This is a genomic window from Citrobacter meridianamericanus, assembly GCF_041320245.1.
Taxonomy (GTDB): domain Bacteria; phylum Pseudomonadota; class Gammaproteobacteria; order Enterobacterales; family Enterobacteriaceae; genus Citrobacter; species Citrobacter meridianamericanus.
Genome location: NZ_CP101036.1, coordinates 3,221,418 through 3,238,178, shown reverse-complemented (window position 1 = coordinate 3,238,178; position 16,761 = coordinate 3,221,418). Strand labels below are relative to the sequence as shown.

16 protein-coding genes are annotated in these 16,761 nt (G+C 52.8%); 13 read left to right on the top strand and 3 right to left on the bottom strand.

Features of this window, described 5'->3' with window-relative positions; genetic code table 11:
* The first annotated feature begins 3 nt into the window (after positions 1-3).
* From rpmF to ptsG, 13 genes are all read left to right on the top strand, one after another.
* Positions 4-177: a 50S ribosomal protein L32 gene (gene rpmF, locus NMD08_RS15940; protein WP_003036242.1), complete on the top strand. Its 174-nt coding sequence runs from the start codon at positions 4-6 to the stop codon at positions 175-177.
* A gap of 122 nt (positions 178-299) precedes the next feature.
* Entirely contained in the window at positions 300-1,379 is a 1,080-nt protein-coding gene (gene plsX, locus NMD08_RS15935) for a phosphate acyltransferase PlsX (RefSeq protein WP_151225245.1), read from the top strand.
* A gap of 77 nt (positions 1,380-1,456) precedes the next feature.
* Positions 1,457-2,410, top strand: coding sequence for a beta-ketoacyl-ACP synthase III (gene fabH / locus NMD08_RS15930; protein WP_151218934.1), 954 nt, complete (start codon positions 1,457-1,459; stop codon positions 2,408-2,410).
* Positions 2,411-2,425: 15 nt separating this feature from the next.
* On the top strand, positions 2,426-3,355 hold the full coding sequence (gene fabD, locus NMD08_RS15925) for an ACP S-malonyltransferase (RefSeq protein ID WP_210904958.1): 930 nt from the start codon (positions 2,426-2,428) through the stop codon (positions 3,353-3,355).
* Positions 3,356-3,367: 12 nt separating this feature from the next.
* A complete protein-coding gene (gene fabG, locus NMD08_RS15920) occupies positions 3,368-4,102 on the top strand; it encodes a 3-oxoacyl-ACP reductase FabG (RefSeq protein WP_003036255.1) in 735 nt (244 codons plus the stop codon).
* Positions 4,103-4,256: 154 nt separating this feature from the next.
* Positions 4,257-4,493 carry an acyl carrier protein gene (gene acpP, locus NMD08_RS15915; RefSeq protein WP_000103754.1) on the top strand — a complete coding sequence of 79 codons (237 nt, stop codon included), beginning with the start codon at positions 4,257-4,259 and terminating at the stop codon, positions 4,491-4,493.
* Positions 4,494-4,578: 85 nt separating this feature from the next.
* The gene (gene fabF, locus NMD08_RS15910) at positions 4,579-5,820 is read left to right on the top strand and encodes a beta-ketoacyl-ACP synthase II (RefSeq protein WP_151218932.1); all 1,242 of its coding nucleotides are present in this window, start codon (positions 4,579-4,581) and stop codon (positions 5,818-5,820) included.
* 136 nt (positions 5,821-5,956) lie between these two features.
* Positions 5,957-6,766, top strand: a complete 810-nt coding sequence (gene pabC / locus NMD08_RS15905) for an aminodeoxychorismate lyase (RefSeq protein ID WP_370618540.1) — start codon at positions 5,957-5,959, stop codon at positions 6,764-6,766.
* A 2-nt stretch (positions 6,767-6,768) separates the two neighbouring features.
* Entirely contained in the window at positions 6,769-7,791 is a 1,023-nt protein-coding gene (yceG, locus tag NMD08_RS15900) for a cell division protein YceG (RefSeq protein ID WP_187260027.1), read from the top strand.
* Positions 7,781-8,422, top strand: a complete 642-nt coding sequence (gene tmk, locus NMD08_RS15895) for a dTMP kinase (protein WP_151218929.1) — start codon at positions 7,781-7,783, stop codon at positions 8,420-8,422. The genes yceG and tmk overlap by 11 nt, the downstream gene beginning before the upstream one ends.
* Entirely contained in the window at positions 8,419-9,423 is a 1,005-nt protein-coding gene (gene holB / locus NMD08_RS15890) for a DNA polymerase III subunit delta' (protein ID WP_370618538.1), read from the top strand. The genes tmk and holB overlap by 4 nt, the downstream gene beginning before the upstream one ends.
* A gap of 10 nt (positions 9,424-9,433) precedes the next feature.
* Positions 9,434-10,231: a metal-dependent hydrolase gene (locus NMD08_RS15885; RefSeq protein WP_370618536.1), complete on the top strand. Its 798-nt coding sequence runs from the start codon at positions 9,434-9,436 to the stop codon at positions 10,229-10,231.
* Positions 10,232-10,524: 293 nt separating this feature from the next.
* Positions 10,525-11,958: a PTS glucose transporter subunit IIBC gene (ptsG, locus tag NMD08_RS15880; protein ID WP_151218926.1), complete on the top strand. Its 1,434-nt coding sequence runs from the start codon at positions 10,525-10,527 to the stop codon at positions 11,956-11,958.
* 62 nt (positions 11,959-12,020) lie between these two features.
* Here ptsG and NMD08_RS15875 read toward each other — a convergent pair whose 3' ends face one another.
* The 3 genes from NMD08_RS15875 to shiA all read right to left on the bottom strand — a co-directional run bounded on the left by NMD08_RS15875 (position 12,021) and on the right by shiA (position 16,704).
* Positions 12,021-13,799, bottom strand: coding sequence for an aminopeptidase P family protein (locus NMD08_RS15875; RefSeq protein ID WP_151218925.1), 1,779 nt, complete (start codon positions 13,797-13,799; stop codon positions 12,021-12,023).
* A gap of 15 nt (positions 13,800-13,814) precedes the next feature.
* On the bottom strand, positions 13,815-15,269 hold the full coding sequence (locus tag NMD08_RS15870; protein ID WP_187252636.1) for an AMP nucleosidase: 1,455 nt from the start codon (positions 15,267-15,269) through the stop codon (positions 13,815-13,817).
* Positions 15,270-15,387: 118 nt separating this feature from the next.
* A complete protein-coding gene (gene shiA / locus NMD08_RS15865) occupies positions 15,388-16,704 on the bottom strand; it encodes a shikimate transporter (RefSeq protein WP_370618534.1) in 1,317 nt (438 codons plus the stop codon).
* Positions 16,705-16,761 lie beyond the last annotated feature (57 nt).

The window sequence follows — 16,761 nt, the reverse complement described above, 5'->3', positions numbered from 1 at the left end:
TCCATGGCCGTACAACAGAATAAACCAACCCGTTCCAAACGTGGCATGCGTCGTTCTCATGACGCTCTGACCGCAGTCACCAGCCTGTCTGTAGACAAAACTTCTGGTGAACAACACCTGCGTCACCACATCACTGCCGACGGTTTCTACCGCGGCCGTAAGGTAATCGCTAAGTAATCACGCATGACTCAATGACTTTCCCACTACGGTGAGAAAGACATAGAGTACACGCGTGATGAAGCTTAGTGAGGCTTTCCCCGGGTAACTGGGGAAACACCTAACCGGGCAGCGACGATACCTTGACACGTCTAACCCTGGCGTTAGATGTCATGGGGGGAGATTTTGGCCCTACCGTGACAGTGCCTGCAGCATTGCAGGCACTGAATTCTAACTCGCAACTCACACTTCTTTTAGTCGGGGATCCCGATACAATCACGCCATTACTTGCCAAAGCTGACTTCGAACAACGTTCACGTCTGCAGATTATTCCTGCTCAGTCAGTTATTGCCAGTGATGCCCGGCCCTCGCAAGCTATTCGCGCCAGTCGTGGAAGCTCAATGCGTGTTGCCCTGGAGCTCGTGAAAGAAGGTCGAGCGCAAGCTTGTGTGAGCGCCGGTAACACAGGCGCGCTAATGGGACTTGCGAAATTATTGCTCAAACCCCTTGAGGGGATTGAACGTCCCGCATTGGTGACGGTTTTACCGCATCAGCAAAAGGGTAAAACGGTGGTGCTGGATTTAGGCGCCAACGTGGATTGTGATAGCACGATGTTGGTGCAATTTGCCGTCATGGGTTCCGTGCTGGCAGAAGAGGTGGTTGGCATTGCCAGGCCTCGTGTTGCGTTGCTCAATATCGGTGAAGAAGAAACTAAGGGTCTCGACAGTATTCGAGATGCTTCTGCAGTGCTAAAAACAATCCCTTCCATCAATTATATCGGCTATCTTGAAGCCAATGAGTTGCTGACCGGCAAAACGGATGTGTTGGTCTGTGATGGCTTTACGGGTAATGTCACATTAAAGACGATGGAAGGTGTTGTCAGAATGTTCCTTTCATTGCTGAAATCTCAGGGTGAGGGTAAAAAACGGTCGTGGTGGCTGCTGTTATTAAAACGTTGGTTACAAAAAAGCCTGACAAGGCGATTTAGTCACCTCAACCCCGACCAGTATAATGGCGCCTGTCTGTTAGGATTGCGCGGCACGGTGATTAAGAGTCATGGTGCGGCCAATCAGCGAGCATTTGAAGTCGCGATTGAACAGGCAGTGCAGGCGGTGCAGCGACAACTTCCTCAACGAATTGCCGCTCGCCTGGAATCTGTATACCCAGCTGGATTCGAACTGCTGGACGGTGGCGAAAGCGCAAACTCGCGAGCACACAGATAACGGTGCGTTTGTGAATGCTGCCAGCGTACCGGCGATTTGCTCGTAGCGGTATATAACCAAAAAGTGACTGAGCGTACATGTATACGAAGATTATTGGTACTGGCAGCTATCTGCCTGAACAAGTGCGTACTAACGCCGATTTGGAAAAAATGGTCGAGACATCTGATGAGTGGATCGTCACTCGTACAGGTATCCGTGAACGCCATATTGCAGCGCCAAACGAAACAGTTGCGACGATGGGCTTTGCCGCCGCAAACCATGCAATTGAAATGGCGGGCATCGACAAAGAACAAATTGGTCTGATTGTGGTTGCCACCACATCATCCACTCACGCATTTCCAAGCGCGGCATGCCAGATCCAAAGTATGCTGGGGATCAAAGGCTGCCCGGCGTTTGACGTTGCGGCCGCTTGTGCCGGTTTCACCTATGCCCTGAGCGTTGCCGACCAGTACGTTAAGTCTGGCGCAGTGAAGCATGCTTTGGTGGTGGGCTCTGATGTTCTGGCGCGTACCTGTGATCCAACCGATCGCGGCACGATCATTATTTTCGGTGATGGCGCGGGTGCGGTTGTACTGAGCGCATCAGAAGAACCAGGTATTCTCTCCACCCATCTACATGCTGATGGCCGCTATGGTGAGCTGTTGACGTTGCCTAATGCCGATCGCGTGAATCCGGAGAACCCGATTCACCTGACGATGGCAGGTAATGAAGTCTTTAAAGTCGCGGTGACTGAGCTTGCACACATCGTTGATGAAACGCTGGAAGCAAATAACCTCGATCGTTCTGCGCTGGACTGGCTGGTACCGCATCAGGCAAACCTCCGAATTATCAGCGCAACAGCGAAAAAGCTGGGTATGTCGATGGATAATGTTGTCGTGACGCTCGACAGACATGGTAATACCTCTGCTGCCTCCGTACCGTGCGCGCTGGACGAAGCCGTCCGCGACGGGCGTATAAAAGCTGGGCAGTTGATATTGCTTGAAGCCTTCGGGGGTGGATTCACCTGGGGCTCCGCGCTGGTTCGTTTCTAGTATAAGGATTTAAACATGACGCAATTTGCATTTGTGTTTCCGGGGCAGGGTTCCCAGACCGTTGGGATGTTGTCTGAAATGGCAGCAAGCTACCCAATTGTTGAAGAAACTTTTGCTGAAGCATCGGCTGCGCTGGGCTATGATCTGTGGGCGCTGACTCAGCAGGGTCCGGCCGAAGAACTGAATAAAACCTGGCAGACGCAGCCAGCACTGTTGACCGTATCTGTCGCGCTTTATCGCGTATGGCAGCAGCAGGGTGGTAAAACACCTGCGCTGATGGCAGGTCACAGCTTGGGCGAATACTCTGCGCTAGTCTGTGCGGGTGTTATCGGTTTTGCCGATGCCGTACGTCTGGTTGAACTGCGCGGCAAATTCATGCAGGAAGCCGTACCGGAAGGCACTGGCGGCATGTCTGCGATTATCGGTCTGGACGACGCTGCTATCGCTAAAGCATGTGAAGAGTCTGCTGAAGGCCAGGTGGTTTCACCGGTAAACTTTAACTCACCGGGTCAAGTGGTTATTGCCGGACACAAAGAAGCCGTAGAACGTGCTGGCGCAGCATGTAAAGCTGCGGGGGCGAAACGCGCTCTGCCGCTGCCGGTCAGCGTTCCTTCTCACTGCGCGCTGATGAAGCCAGCTGCTGAGAAACTGGCCGTTGAGCTGCAAAAAATCACCTTTAACGCACCGACCGTTCCGGTTGTGAACAACGTCGACGTGAAGTGCGAAACCACCGCAGACGCTATTCGCGATGCGCTGGTTCGCCAGCTATACAGCCCGGTTCAGTGGACTAAAACCGTTGAATTTATGGCATCCCAGGGCGTTGAGCACTTGTATGAAGTTGGTCCGGGCAAAGTTCTGACCGGTTTGACGAAACGTATTGTTGACACCCTGACTGCTTCGGCACTGAATGAGCCGGCGGCACTGTCTGCGGCGCTAGAGCAATAAAAGAGGAAGACCATGAGTTTTGAAGGAAAAATCGCGCTGGTTACTGGTGCAAGCCGTGGCATTGGCCGCGCAATTGCTGAGACACTCGTTGCCCGTGGCGCGAAAGTTATCGGTACTGCAACCAGCGAAAGCGGCGCGCAGGCTATTAGTGATTACTTAGGTGCAAATGGTAAAGGTCTGATGTTGAATGTGACCGATCCGGCATCTATCGAATCGGTTCTGGAAAATATTCGCGCAGAATTTGGTGAAGTCGATATCCTGGTCAATAATGCTGGGATTACTCGTGATAACCTGTTAATGCGCATGAAAGATGACGAGTGGAACGATATCATCGAAACCAACCTGTCATCTGTTTTCCGTCTGTCAAAAGCGGTAATGCGCGCTATGATGAAAAAGCGTCATGGGCGTATTATCACTATCGGTTCTGTGGTTGGTACCATGGGAAATGCGGGTCAGGCTAACTACGCTGCGGCGAAAGCAGGTCTGATCGGCTTCAGTAAATCACTGGCGCGCGAAGTTGCGTCTCGTGGCATTACTGTAAACGTTGTTGCTCCGGGCTTTATTGAAACGGACATGACGCGTGCGCTGTCTGATGATCAGCGTGCGGGTATTCTGGCGCAGGTTCCTGCGGGTCGCCTTGGCGGCGCTCAGGAAATCGCCAGTGCGGTTGCATTTTTAGCTTCTGACGAAGCAAGTTACATCACAGGTGAGACTTTGCACGTCAACGGCGGGATGTACATGGTTTAACCACGATGAAAAATATTTGCGTTATTGTAGGTCTTGGCCTCAAAATAACGTAAAATCGTGGTAAGACCTGCCGGGATTTAGTTGCAAATTTTTCAACATTTTATACACTACGAAAACCATCGCGAAAGCGAGTTTTGATAGGAAATTTAAGAGTATGAGCACTATCGAAGAACGCGTTAAGAAAATTATCGGCGAACAGCTGGGCGTTAAGCAGGAAGAAGTAACCAACAATGCTTCCTTCGTTGAAGACCTGGGCGCGGATTCTCTTGACACCGTTGAGCTGGTAATGGCTCTGGAAGAAGAGTTTGATACTGAGATTCCGGACGAAGAAGCTGAGAAAATCACTACCGTTCAGGCTGCCATTGATTACATCAACGGCCACCAGGCGTAAGTGAACATCTCCAGGCGGTCATTCGACCGCCTGAGTTTTATCTTTTTATCCCACTTGAATTATTTTCCCTCCCTGGAGGACAACCGTGTCTAAGCGTCGTGTAGTTGTGACCGGACTGGGCATGTTGTCTCCTGTCGGCAATACCGTAGAGTCTACCTGGAAAGCTCTCCTTGCCGGTCAGAGTGGCATCAGCCTGATCGACCATTTCGATACTAGCGCCTATGCAACGAAATTTGCTGGCTTAGTAAAGGATTTTAACTGTGAAGACATTATCTCGCGCAAAGAACAGCGCAAGATGGATGCTTTCATTCAATATGGAATTGTCGCTGGCGTTCAGGCCATGCAGGATTCTGGCCTCGAAATAACGGAAGCGAACGCCCACCGTATTGGCGCCGCCATCGGCTCTGGTATTGGCGGTCTCGGTCTTATCGAAGAAAACCATACCTCTCTGGTAAATGGTGGACCGCGTAAGATCAGCCCGTTCTTCGTTCCGTCGACGATTGTTAACATGGTGGCAGGTCACCTGACCATCATGTACGGCCTGCAAGGGCCAAGCATCTCCATCGCGACCGCCTGTACTTCAGGCGTGCATAACATCGGTCATGCTGCACGTATCATTGCATACGGCGATGCGGACGCGATGGTTGCGGGTGGTGCAGAAAAAGCCAGTACGCCGCTGGGCGTGGGTGGTTTTGGCGCGGCACGAGCGCTGTCTACACGTAATGATAACCCGCAAGCGGCAAGCCGTCCGTGGGACAAAGAACGTGATGGCTTTGTGCTGGGCGACGGCGCAGGCATGGTTGTACTGGAAGAGTACGAACATGCGAAAGCGCGCGGTGCAAAAATTTATGCTGAAGTCGTTGGCTTTGGTATGAGCAGCGATGCTTACCACATGACGTCGCCACCAGAAAACGGTGCAGGCGCAGCACTGGCCATGGTCAACGCATTGCGTGATGCGGCTATTGAAGCGGGTCAAATCGGTTATGTCAACGCACATGGTACATCCACTCCGGCAGGCGATAAAGCGGAAACCCAGGCAGTGAAATCTGTCTTTGGCGATGCGGCAAGCCGTGTGATGGTCAGCTCCACTAAATCCATGACCGGACACCTGTTGGGTGCGGCGGGCGCGGTAGAGTCCATTTTCTCTATCCTGGCGCTGCGCGATCAGGCTATTCCGCCAACCATCAACCTGGATAACCCGGATGAAGGTTGTGACCTGGACTTCGTTCCGCACGAAGCGCGTCAGGTTAGTGGTCTGGAGTACACGCTGTGTAACTCCTTCGGCTTTGGCGGCACCAACGGCTCTTTAATCTTTAAAAAGATTTAACTCCGTCAGGTGATGTGCCAGCATCGGTAGTAAACTAAAAAAGGTCCGCTTGTCGGGCCTTTTTTTATTCAGTTTTCTGCCCTTGTCCTGTGTTACTCATCCTGCCAAACTAGCGGACCAGAAATAAGGAGCCACCATGTTCTTAATTAATGGCTGCGAGCAGAATATGCTGTCCGCAAGCGATCGAGCAACCCAGTTTGGGGATGGCTGTTTTACCACTGCGCGTATTATCGACGGCGAAATTTGCCTCTTTTCAGCGCATCTCGCACGTTTACAGGATGCCTGCCAAAAATTGCTGATCTCTTTCGAAGATTGGTCAGCACTGCAAAGTGAAATGAAAATGCTGGCGCATGGGCACGCGCGCGGCGTGTTGAAAGTCATTATCAGCCGAGGCAGTGGCGGGCGGGGTTATAGTGGTACAAGTTGTCACAGTGCCACACGTATACTCTCTGTTTTTGCCTGGCCCGATCATTACGATCGTTGGCGGCAAGAAGGAATAACCCTGGCGTTAAGCCCTGTGCGTCTGGGACGTAATCCGCTGCTTGCTGGACTTAAGCATCTGAATCGACTCGAGCAGGTGTTGATTCGCTCTCATCTTGAGCAGACGGACGCAGATGAAGCACTGGTTCTTGACAGTGAGGGATGGGTTACGGAATGCTGTGCGGCTAATTTGTTCTGGCGTAAGGGGGATGTGGTTTACACTCCCCGGCTGGAACAGGCTGGCGTGAATGGCATTATGCGACAATTCTGTATCCGGATGCTGGCACAATCGTCGTTCAGTATTGTCGAAAAGTATGCCGGGTTGGAAGAGGTTATGCAGGCCGATGAAATCGTCGTCTGTAATGCCTTAATGCCTGTTATTCCCGTGCGTGCCTGTGGCGACACACTGCTGTCTTCACGTTTGTTATTCGATTTTTTAGCCCCACTTTGTGAGCACCCGAATTAGTCATGAAAAAACTGTTACTCGTTGTCCTGTTATTGCTGGTTGTGCTGGGCATTGCCGCAGGAGTGGGAATGTGGAAAGTTCGCCATCTGGCGGACAGTAAGTTATTGATTAAAGAAGAGACGATTTTTACGCTGAAAGCGGGTACGGGCCGTCTGGCTCTTGGCGAACAGCTGTATGCGGACAAAGTTATCAATCGCCCGCGCGTGTTCCAGTGGCTGCTGCGTGTTGAACCCGACCTGTCACATTTTAAAGCAGGAACCTACCGTTTTACGCCTGACATGACGGTGCGGGATATGCTGCAACTGCTGGAAAGTGGCAAAGAGGCGCAGTTCCCGTTACGTCTGGTTGAAGGGATGCGTCTGAGTGATTACCTCAAACAACTGCGCGATGCGCCGTATATCAAACATACGCTAAGTGATGATAGTTACGAGACCGTTGCCCAGGCGCTGAAGCTGGAAAACCCGCAATGGGTGGAAGGCTGGTTCTGGCCAGATACCTGGATGTATACCGCGAATACCACCGACGTGGCGCTGCTAAAACGCGCGCATCAGAAAATGGTTAAAGCGGTGGATGCCGTCTGGGAAGGACGCGCAGACGGCCTGCCTTATCAGGATAAAAACCAGTTGGTCACCATGGCCTCTATTATTGAAAAAGAAACCGCGGTTGCCAGCGAGCGCGACCAGGTGGCTTCAGTGTTTATTAACCGCTTACGTATTGGCATGCGTTTGCAGACCGATCCGACGGTGATTTACGGAATGGGGGCACGGTATAATGGCAAATTATCGCGTGTGGATTTAGATACCCCAACCGCCTATAACACCTATACCATTACGGGGCTGCCGCCTGGCCCGATTGCCATGCCGGGCGAGGCTTCGTTACAGGCCGCAGCACATCCAGCCAAAACGCCGTATCTCTATTTCGTGGCTGACGGTAAAGGCGGCCACACGTTTAACACCAATCTTGCCAGCCATAATCGGTCCGTGCAGGATTACCTGAAAGTGCTTAAGGAAAAAAATGGGCAGTAACTATATCGTCATCGAGGGCCTGGAAGGCGCCGGAAAAACCACTGCGCGTAACGTGGTGGTTGAGACACTTGAGCAACTCGGTATTCGTGACATGGTGTTTACCCGCGAGCCTGGTGGAACGCAGCTTGCAGAGAAACTAAGAAGTCTGGTGCTGGACATTAAGTCGGTTGGTGACGAAATTATTACCGACAAAGCCGAAGTTCTGATGTTCTACGCCGCGCGCGTGCAACTGGTCGAAACCGTTATTAAACCTGCGCTGGCAAAAGGTAAATGGGTTATTGGCGATCGTCACGATCTGTCGACTCAAGCGTATCAGGGTGGCGGACGCGGCATCGATCAACACATGCTGGCAACCCTGCGCGATGCGGTGCTCGGCGATTTTCGCCCGGACCTGACGCTCTATCTGGATGTAACTCCAGAAGTCGGCTTAAAACGTGCCCGTGCTCGTGGCGAGCTGGATCGTATCGAGCAGGAATCTTTTGATTTCTTTAATCGCACCCGCGCACGCTATCTTGAACTCGCCGCTAAAGACGCCAGCATTCGTACTATTGATGCTACGCAGCCGCTGGAGGCTGTAATGGCTGATATCCGTAATACCATCACCCAGTGGGTGAAGGAGCAGGGCGCATGAAATGGTACCCATGGTTACGACCGGATTTTGAAAAACTGGTAGCCAGCTACCAGGTGGGTCGTGGTCACCATGCGTTACTGATTCAGGCATTACCCGGCATGGGCGACGACGCACTGATTTACGCGCTCAGCCGCTATTTAATGTGTCAGCAACCGGAAGGGCATAAAAGCTGTGGTCAGTGCCGGGGCTGTCAACTGATGCAGGCGGGGACGCATCCTGACTACTATTCGCTGTTGCCGGAAAAAGGTAAAAGCGCACTGGGGGTTGATGCGGTACGCGAAGTCAGTGAAAAGCTCTACGAACATTCGCGCCTTGGCGGTGCGAAAGTGGTGTGGATCCCTGATGCCGCTCAGCTAACCGATGCTGCCGCTAATGCGTTGCTGAAAACGCTGGAAGAACCGCCCGCGCAAACCTGGTTTTTCCTTGCCAGCACAGAGCCAGCTCGCTTGCTGGCGACATTACGCAGCCGCTGCCGGTTACACCATCTTGCGCCGCCGCCTGAGTCATATGCAGCTTCCTGGCTTGCCCGTGAAGTAACAGCGTCGTCAGAAGCGCTGTTGAGCGCGTTACGCCTTAGCGCAGGTTCGCCTGGTGCGGCCCTGACGCTGTTACAGGCCGAAAGCTGGTCGCACCGCACCGATTTTTGTGCGGCACTGACGAACACATTAAACACAGGTGACTGGTATATACTGCTCGCGGCGTTAAATCACGATCAGGCTCCCACCCGTTTACACTGGCTGGCAACATTGTTGACGGATGCGTTGAAACGCCCATACGGAGTTTCCCATTTAACGAATCCAGATGCTCTGGACCTGATATCTTCTATCGCTGAGCGGTTATCCGTTGCCCAAATACAGGCGATACTCGGTGACGTTTGTCATTGCCGTCAGCAGTTGCTGAACGTGACGGGTTTAAACCGCGAACTGGTGTTAACCGATCTTATCCTGCGTATTGAACATTACCTGCAACCAGGCGCCGTATTGCCTGTTCCCCATCTTTGAGAGAGACATTATGTTTTTAGTCGACTCGCACTGCCATCTTGATGGCCTGGATTATCAATCTCTGCATAAGGACGTGGATGACGTGCTGGCGAAAGCGGCCGCACGCGATGTGAAATTCTGTCTTGCCGTCGCGACCACTCTGCCAGGATACCGCAGTATGCGCGAACTGGTCGGCGAACGTGACAATGTGGTTTTTTCCTGCGGCGTGCATCCGTTAAATCAGGACGAAACCTATGATGTTGAAGACCTGCGCCGTTTTGCCGCCGAAGAGGGCGTTGTCGCGATGGGGGAGACCGGGCTGGACTATTTCTATACGCCAGAAACCAAGGTGCGCCAGCAGGAATCTTTTATCCAGCATATTCAAATTGGCCGTGAGTTACAGAAGCCGGTTATCGTGCATACCCGTGATGCGCGAACCGATACGCTGTCTATTCTGCGTGAAGAAAAAGTGACGGATTGTGGCGGCGTACTACACTGTTTTACAGAGGACAGAGAAACGGCAGGCAAATTGCTGGATCTCGGATTTTATATCTCGTTTTCCGGTATTGTCACGTTCCGTAACGCTGATCAGCTTCGTGATGCCGCGCGTTATGTTCCTCTGGATCGGCTGTTGGTTGAGACGGATTCTCCCTACCTTGCGCCTGTTCCGCATCGTGGAAAAGAGAACCAACCCGCCATGACTCGTGACGTTGCAGAGTACATGGCCGTAGTGAAAGGTGTTGCCGTTGAAGAACTGGCGCAGGCAACCACTGATAACTTTGCCCGCCTGTTTCATATCAACGTTTCTCGCCTGCAATCAGTTCGTTAACTGACTTTTTTTAAAGCTCGTAATTAATAACTAAAGCGAGTAAAGTTCACCGCCTTAAAATGGGCGGTGGACAACTGGTTTGACACATTCAGAAACGCATTTTATCGGAATGTGCGGATTTTGCGGCCATCTACGACCGAATTGTGATAGCCGTCAAACAAAAATAAACCGAATTATTTTACTCTGTGTAATAAATAAAGGGTACTTAGATGCCCTGTACACGGCGAGGTTCTCCCCCCTCGCTAATGCGTGAGAACGTAGAAAAGCACAAATACTCAGGAGCACTCCTAATTATGTTTAAGAATGCATTTGCTAACCTGCAAAAGGTCGGTAAATCGCTGATGCTGCCGGTATCCGTACTCCCGATTGCAGGTATCCTGCTGGGTGTCGGTTCCGCTAACTTCAGCTGGCTGCCAGCCGTTGTATCGCACGTAATGGCAGAAGCAGGCGGATCTGTTTTTGCAAACATGCCGCTGATTTTTGCCATCGGTGTTGCGTTAGGCTTTACCAACAACGACGGCGTATCTGCACTGGCATCCGTTGTTGCTTATGGCATCATGGTTAAAACCATGGCTGTTGTTGCGCCGCTGGTTCTGCATTTACCTGCTGAAGAGATCGCTGCTAAACACCTTGCGGATACGGGTGTTCTCGGGGGGATTATCTCCGGTGCGATTGCAGCGTATATGTTCAACCGCTTCTACCGTATCAAATTGCCTGAGTATCTTGGCTTCTTTGCGGGTAAGCGCTTCGTTCCAATCATTTCTGGTCTGGCTGCCATCTTCACGGGTGTGGTTCTGTCCTTCATTTGGCCGCCGATCGGCACGGCTATTCAGACGTTCTCTCAGTGGGCTGCATACCAGAACCCGGTCGTGGCGTTCGGTATCTATGGCTTTATTGAACGCTGCCTGGTACCGTTTGGTCTGCACCATATCTGGAACGTTCCATTCCAGATGCAGATCGGTGAATACACCAACGCTGCGGGCCAGGTTTTCCACGGCGATATCCCTCGCTATATGGCGGGTGACCCGACAGCGGGCAAACTGTCCGGTGGCTTCCTGTTCAAAATGTACGGTCTGCCGGCTGCCGCTATCGCTATCTGGCACTCTGCTAAACCAGAGAACCGCGCGAAAGTGGGCGGTATCATGATCTCCGCAGCGCTGACCTCGTTCCTGACCGGTATTACCGAGCCGATCGAGTTCTCCTTCATGTTCGTGGCGCCGATCCTGTACGTCATCCACGCCATTCTGGCTGGTCTGGCATTCCCGATTTGCATCCTGTTGGGCATGCGTGACGGTACGTCGTTCTCTCACGGTCTGATCGACTTTATCGTTCTGTCCGGTAACAGCAGCAAACTGTGGCTGTTCCCGATTGTCGGTATCGGTTATGCGATCGTTTACTACACCATCTTCCGTGTGCTGATTAAAGCACTGGACCTGAAAACTCCGGGTCGTGAAGATGCTACCGAAGACAGCAAAGCGGGGGCATCCGGTGAAATGGCTCCGGCTCTGGTTGCAGCATTCGGCGGTAAAGAAAACATCACTAACCTCGATGCGTGTATCACCCGTCTGCGTGTCAGCGTGGCTGATGTTGCCAAAGTTGATCAGGCTGGCCTGAAGAAACTGGGTGCAGCGGGCGTGGTGGTAGCAGGTTCCGGTGTTCAGGCTATATTCGGTACCAAGTCCGATAACCTGAAAACTGAAATGGATGAGTACATCCGTAACAGCTAAGCTGTAAGCTGTAAGATGTTGGGGAGAACTAAGGCAGCCTGCGGGCTGCCTTTTTTATTACCTTAATTTGCCTGAACGCGAATCGGCGCGGTGGCGGCGAATAGCCACGGACGAGCCTCTGCATTTACGCGTGCAGATAACGTCTCTCTGACCTGCTGGTGGTAATCATCAATCCACTGTTTCTCTGCATCGCTGAGCAGATGCAGTTCAACCAGATTCAAATCAATCGGCACCAGCGTCAGCGTTGAGAAACGACAGAAGCCAGGGCGACTGTTGATAATCTCAACCTGATTCTCAATACGGATCCCATATTGTCCGGCCAGATAATAACCCGGCTCGATGGTAATGATATTGCCCGCAACCAGGGGCCAGGGATTAACTTTTTTGGCAATACGATGGGGTTGCTCATGGATAAGTAGCTGATGACCCACACCGTGTCCGGTACCGTGATCAAAATCCAGACCTAAATCCCACAGCGCCCGACGACTAAAGGCATCCAGTTGATGTCCCTGGGTACCGGTAGGAAATTGAAGCGAGATAAGCGACAAAAAGCCTTTCAACACGGCGGTATAATGCAGGCGACGCTGCGGATCCTGTGGACCAAATGCGAGGGTACGCGTCGTATCTGTTGTACCATTTTGGTACTGACCGCCGGAATCATTCAGATACATGGCCTTAGTAGTAACTGGCGTATTGGTTTTTTCGCTGGAATGGTAATGGCACATCGCCGCATTGCTGGCAGAGGCCGAAATCGTGCTGAAACTTTGCTCGATAAATCCCGGCTGTTGCTGGCGAAATTCCAGTTGTTTTGCCTGAGCTTCCAGTTCGGTGACCGGATTGCCTGCAGCTTCGCGCACGGGGACTTCATGCGCCAGCCAGGCGAGGAAGTTAACCCAGGCCGCGCCATCCTGTTCATGACATTCCCGATAGCCCGCCAGTTCAACATCGTTCTTATGCGCTTTCATTAAGGTAATGGGGTCGGGGGACCATAAGACATCGCCGCCATGTTCTTCAATGGCAAAGCGCAACGCGACCGGGGCGTAGTCTTTATCAACCAGGAAGCGTTTACCCTTGGCTAACGCCTGGCAGCGCGCAAGGAAATTCTCTTGCGGGAGCAGCGTCAGCGTATTCAGTAGCGATGCGGGGAGCTGCTGCGTTTTGTTGCTATCCACAAACCATTCCAGCTCGCCGCTGCGATGAAGCAGGGCAAACGAAAATGGCACAGGCACCATGGCCAGATCCGAACCGCGCACATTCAGCAGCCAGGCAATGTTATCCGGCAGCGTGATCGCCAGAACATCAGCGTGGTGTTGGGCGAGCAACTCTACGACGCGGGCACGTTTTTGCGTGCTACTTTCTCCGCTGATTTCAATGGGCATTTCGCGAATGATGCCGCAGGGTGCTGCCGGACGGTCAAGCCATACCTGGTCGAAAGGATCTTGTTCAAGAGGCACCAGTTCGCAATGAGTTGCCGAAAGCGCTTCAAACTGACTGTTGACCATTAGTAGCGGTTCAAAAGCGATACGTGCACCCGCTGCAACGTGAGACTGTAAGTAGTCGGCCAGCGGCTCATCGTGTAAATGGTGAATTTCAAAATCATCCAGCGAGACTTCATTGCGTACCTGGACCTGATAACGTCCATCGACAAACATCAATGCGCGGTCGCGCAGGACCAACGCGAGTCCCGCAGAGCCGCTAAAACCGGTCAGCCAGGCCAGCTTATTGTCATGCGGCGTACAATCTTCGCTTTGGTGAGCGTCGGCGCGCGGAACAATCATGCCATCCAGCCCCTGCGCTATCAGCAGGTTGCGCAGGGCGGAAAGAGGAGTTGAGTTATGCATAGTTACCTTCAGGCCTTAACGGAACGGCGGTTCGTTGAACGTACGTAATTTACGGGAGTGCAGTCGGTCGCCTTCAGCACGTAGACGATCGATAGCCCGGATACCTATTTGCAGATGCTCAGAGATGGCACCTTCATAAAAACGGTTGGCCTGGCCAGGTAGTTTGATCTCACCATGGAGCGGTTTATCGGAAACACACAGCAGCGTGCCGTAAGGGACGCGGAAGCGGTAGCCCTGAGCGGCGATGGTGGCGCTTTCCATATCGATAGCTACCGCGCGGCTGAGGTTAAAACGCAGCGCAGAAGCGGAATAGCGTAGCTCCCAGTTACGATCGTCGGTGGTGACGACAGTACCGGTACGCAAGCGCTGTTTAACCTCTTCACCGGGCATACCGCTGACTTCTTTGGTGGCGTCATACAGTGCGCGTTGCACTTCCGCGATGCTCGGAATTGGAATGTCCGGCGGTAGTACGGCATCCAGCACGTGGTCGTCACGCAGATAAGCATGGGCCAGAACATAGTCGCCAATTGCCTGGCTTTCACGCAGGCCGCCGCAGTGACCAATCATCAGCCAGACGTCAGGACGCAGTACGGCCAGATGATCGCAAATGGTTTTGGCGTTAGACGGGCCAACGCCGATATTGACCAGCGTGATCCCCTGACCGTCAGCGGTGATTAAATGCCAGGCAGGCATCTGATGTTTCTTCCAGGCGAGATCGGAGATGGCTTCTTCTGGCGCTTCAGTTTCCGCGGTGATCCAGATCCCGCCCGCGCACGACAGTGCAATATAGGGGCTGTCCGGATCGAGGATCTGGCTGCAACCCCAGCGCACGAACTCATCGACGTAGCGGGTGTAGTTAGTGAACAGCACAAACGGCTGGAAGTGTTCAACCGGCGTTCCCGTGTAGTGACGCAGTCGTGCCAGCGAAAAATCTACCCGTCGGGCGTCAAAGTGAGACAACGGAGAGAACTCTACCGGATGATAGGTACCGTCTGCTGTTTCATCGCCAATCTGTGATAGCTCTGTGGTCGGGAAATGGCGTGTCAATCCGGCGCTCATCGAGCGGTCGAGCGTCAGTTCAGAGCCGTCAATGACATAGGGATAAGGGATTTCATGCTGCGACGGCTCCACGGAGATATGCGCATCATAATCCTGATACAGTAGCGAGAGTTGCTCTTCAAGATAGGGGCGAAAAAGTGACGGACGGGTAATCGTTGTGGTATAGCATCCCGCATGGGTAAAACGGCCATAGGCGCGGGTTTTGGGGGGATTGGTGGCGCTGCCATCCCAGGTTACACAAAGCGATGGGTAAACAAAAAGACCATTATTGCGGGCGATTACGTCAGGGAGCGTCCCTGTTTCAATATACTTACCAATGGCGCTACGCAGTGCTTTTACCGACTGCTCGTACAGCGCGTCCAGTTTATCCAGTGCCTGAATTGGGGTCAGGCTGGAGCCCTTATTGTTCATGTCTGTCTCCTTGTTCCACAGATGTACTGCTCTCCCGATAGTATGTCACAGGAATGTGAAACAAAAGTCAGACGTTGAGGAAGATTGTGCGAAGACCGAAGGGTCTTCGCATCCGGGCTTAACGGTGCTGTTTATCCCGCATCAGCAACGCGGTGGCAGCGGAAATAAGACAACCGGCCATCAGATAAATGGCCACGCTGTGCCAGTTTCCGCCCGAGAATGTGACCAGTGCTGCAGCAATAAAGGGGGTAAAACCGCCGCCAACTACGCTTGCCACCTGATAACCCACGCCTGCGCCACTGTAGCGATAGCTTGCGCCAAACAAACCGGTAAACATAGGCTGCTGCACACAGACCACCATATCGTGTGCAATGTTGGCCAGCATAATCGCGAAGAACACGATCCAAAAAATAGACTGTGCTTCAAGCGCCATAAAGAATGGGAAGGCGCTCAGCGTACCGACCAGCGCGCCGGTAATGTAGACGCGTCGTCGACCAAACCGGTCGGCAAGCCAGGCAAAGCAGGGGATGGTCAGGCAGCTCAGTCCACCGACTAACAACCCGATATTCAGAAAAAGCTCGCGGGGAAGTCCCAGGTTCTGCGTGGAGTAATTGAGGGCAAACGCAGTGACGATATACATCGTCAGCAGTTCGCACAGGCGCAGGGCGATAATTTTTAAAAATGCACCGGGATGCCGGATTAACGCCTCAACTACCGGCAGCCGTTTTTTCTCTGGTTGAGGTGTCTGCTGCTGCTGTTCGAATTCGGCAGATTCATCCATTCTGTTACGCATCCACAATGCGCCCAAAACCAGCACAATGCTGAACAGGAACGGAATACGCCAGCCCCAACTCAGGAACTGCTCATCGGTGGTTTGCGAGCTTATCAGCGAGACCAGACCGGTAGAAAGCAGTAGCCCGACACCGTAACCAACCTGAACGCCACTGCTGTAGAAGGCTTTTTTATTTTTCGGCGCGCTTTCGACCGAGAGCAACGCCGCGCCGCCCCATTCACCGCCCACGGCGAATCCCTGAACGGCGCGCAGCGTCACCAGCAGCACAGGAGCCCACCAGCCAATGGCGTCAAAGGAAGGAATAATCCCGATCAACGCAGTGGCAATCCCCATCATCCAGACGGTGAGCATCAGCATGCGTTTACGACCCAGGCGATCGCCGAAGTGGCCGAAGATCACCCCGCCTAACGGACGGAACAAAAAACCGACACCGAAGGTGGCGAATGCGGCAAGCGTTCCCATCGCCGGACTGACCTGCGGGAAGAATTCGCGATTAAATACCAGCGCGGCGGTGATGCCATAAAGCAGAAAATCATACCAGTCGACCACGGCGCCAGCGAAGCTACCAAGCGCAGCACGACGGGCACGAACAAGCGAAGAGGTGTCCTGTTGAGGACCCGTGGAGGTGAGGGTGGAATCCATAGTTATCCTGTCTGTACTGTCTTTTAGTTATTAGTATTCGAATTGGGTTACACACAT

Bases quoted from the DNA above. Each gene is read 5' to 3' on its own strand.
- ptsG (WP_151218926.1), top strand. From the start codon at position 10,525: ATGTTTAAGAATGCATTTGCTAACCTGCAAAAGGTCGGTAAATCGCTG.
- NMD08_RS15870 (WP_187252636.1), bottom strand. From the start codon at position 15,269: ATGAACAATAAGGGCTCCAGCCTGACCCCAATTCAGGCACTGGATAAA.
- shiA (WP_370618534.1), bottom strand. From the start codon at position 16,704: ATGGATTCCACCCTCACCTCCACGGGTCCTCAACAGGACACCTCTTCG.
- fabG (WP_003036255.1), top strand. From the start codon at position 3,368: ATGAGTTTTGAAGGAAAAATCGCGCTGGTTACTGGTGCAAGCCGTGGC.
- NMD08_RS15885 (WP_370618536.1), top strand. From the start codon at position 9,434: ATGTTTTTAGTCGACTCGCACTGCCATCTTGATGGCCTGGATTATCAA.
- holB (WP_370618538.1), top strand. From the start codon at position 8,419: ATGAAATGGTACCCATGGTTACGACCGGATTTTGAAAAACTGGTAGCC.
- NMD08_RS15875 (WP_151218925.1), bottom strand. From the start codon at position 13,799: ATGCATAACTCAACTCCTCTTTCCGCCCTGCGCAACCTGCTGATAGCG.
- tmk (WP_151218929.1), top strand. From the start codon at position 7,781: ATGGGCAGTAACTATATCGTCATCGAGGGCCTGGAAGGCGCCGGAAAA.
- rpmF (WP_003036242.1), top strand. From the start codon at position 4: ATGGCCGTACAACAGAATAAACCAACCCGTTCCAAACGTGGCATGCGT.
- pabC (WP_370618540.1), top strand. From the start codon at position 5,957: ATGTTCTTAATTAATGGCTGCGAGCAGAATATGCTGTCCGCAAGCGAT.
- fabD (WP_210904958.1), top strand. From the start codon at position 2,426: ATGACGCAATTTGCATTTGTGTTTCCGGGGCAGGGTTCCCAGACCGTT.
- fabH (WP_151218934.1), top strand. From the start codon at position 1,457: ATGTATACGAAGATTATTGGTACTGGCAGCTATCTGCCTGAACAAGTG.
- acpP (WP_000103754.1), top strand. From the start codon at position 4,257: ATGAGCACTATCGAAGAACGCGTTAAGAAAATTATCGGCGAACAGCTG.
- yceG (WP_187260027.1), top strand. From the start codon at position 6,769: ATGAAAAAACTGTTACTCGTTGTCCTGTTATTGCTGGTTGTGCTGGGC.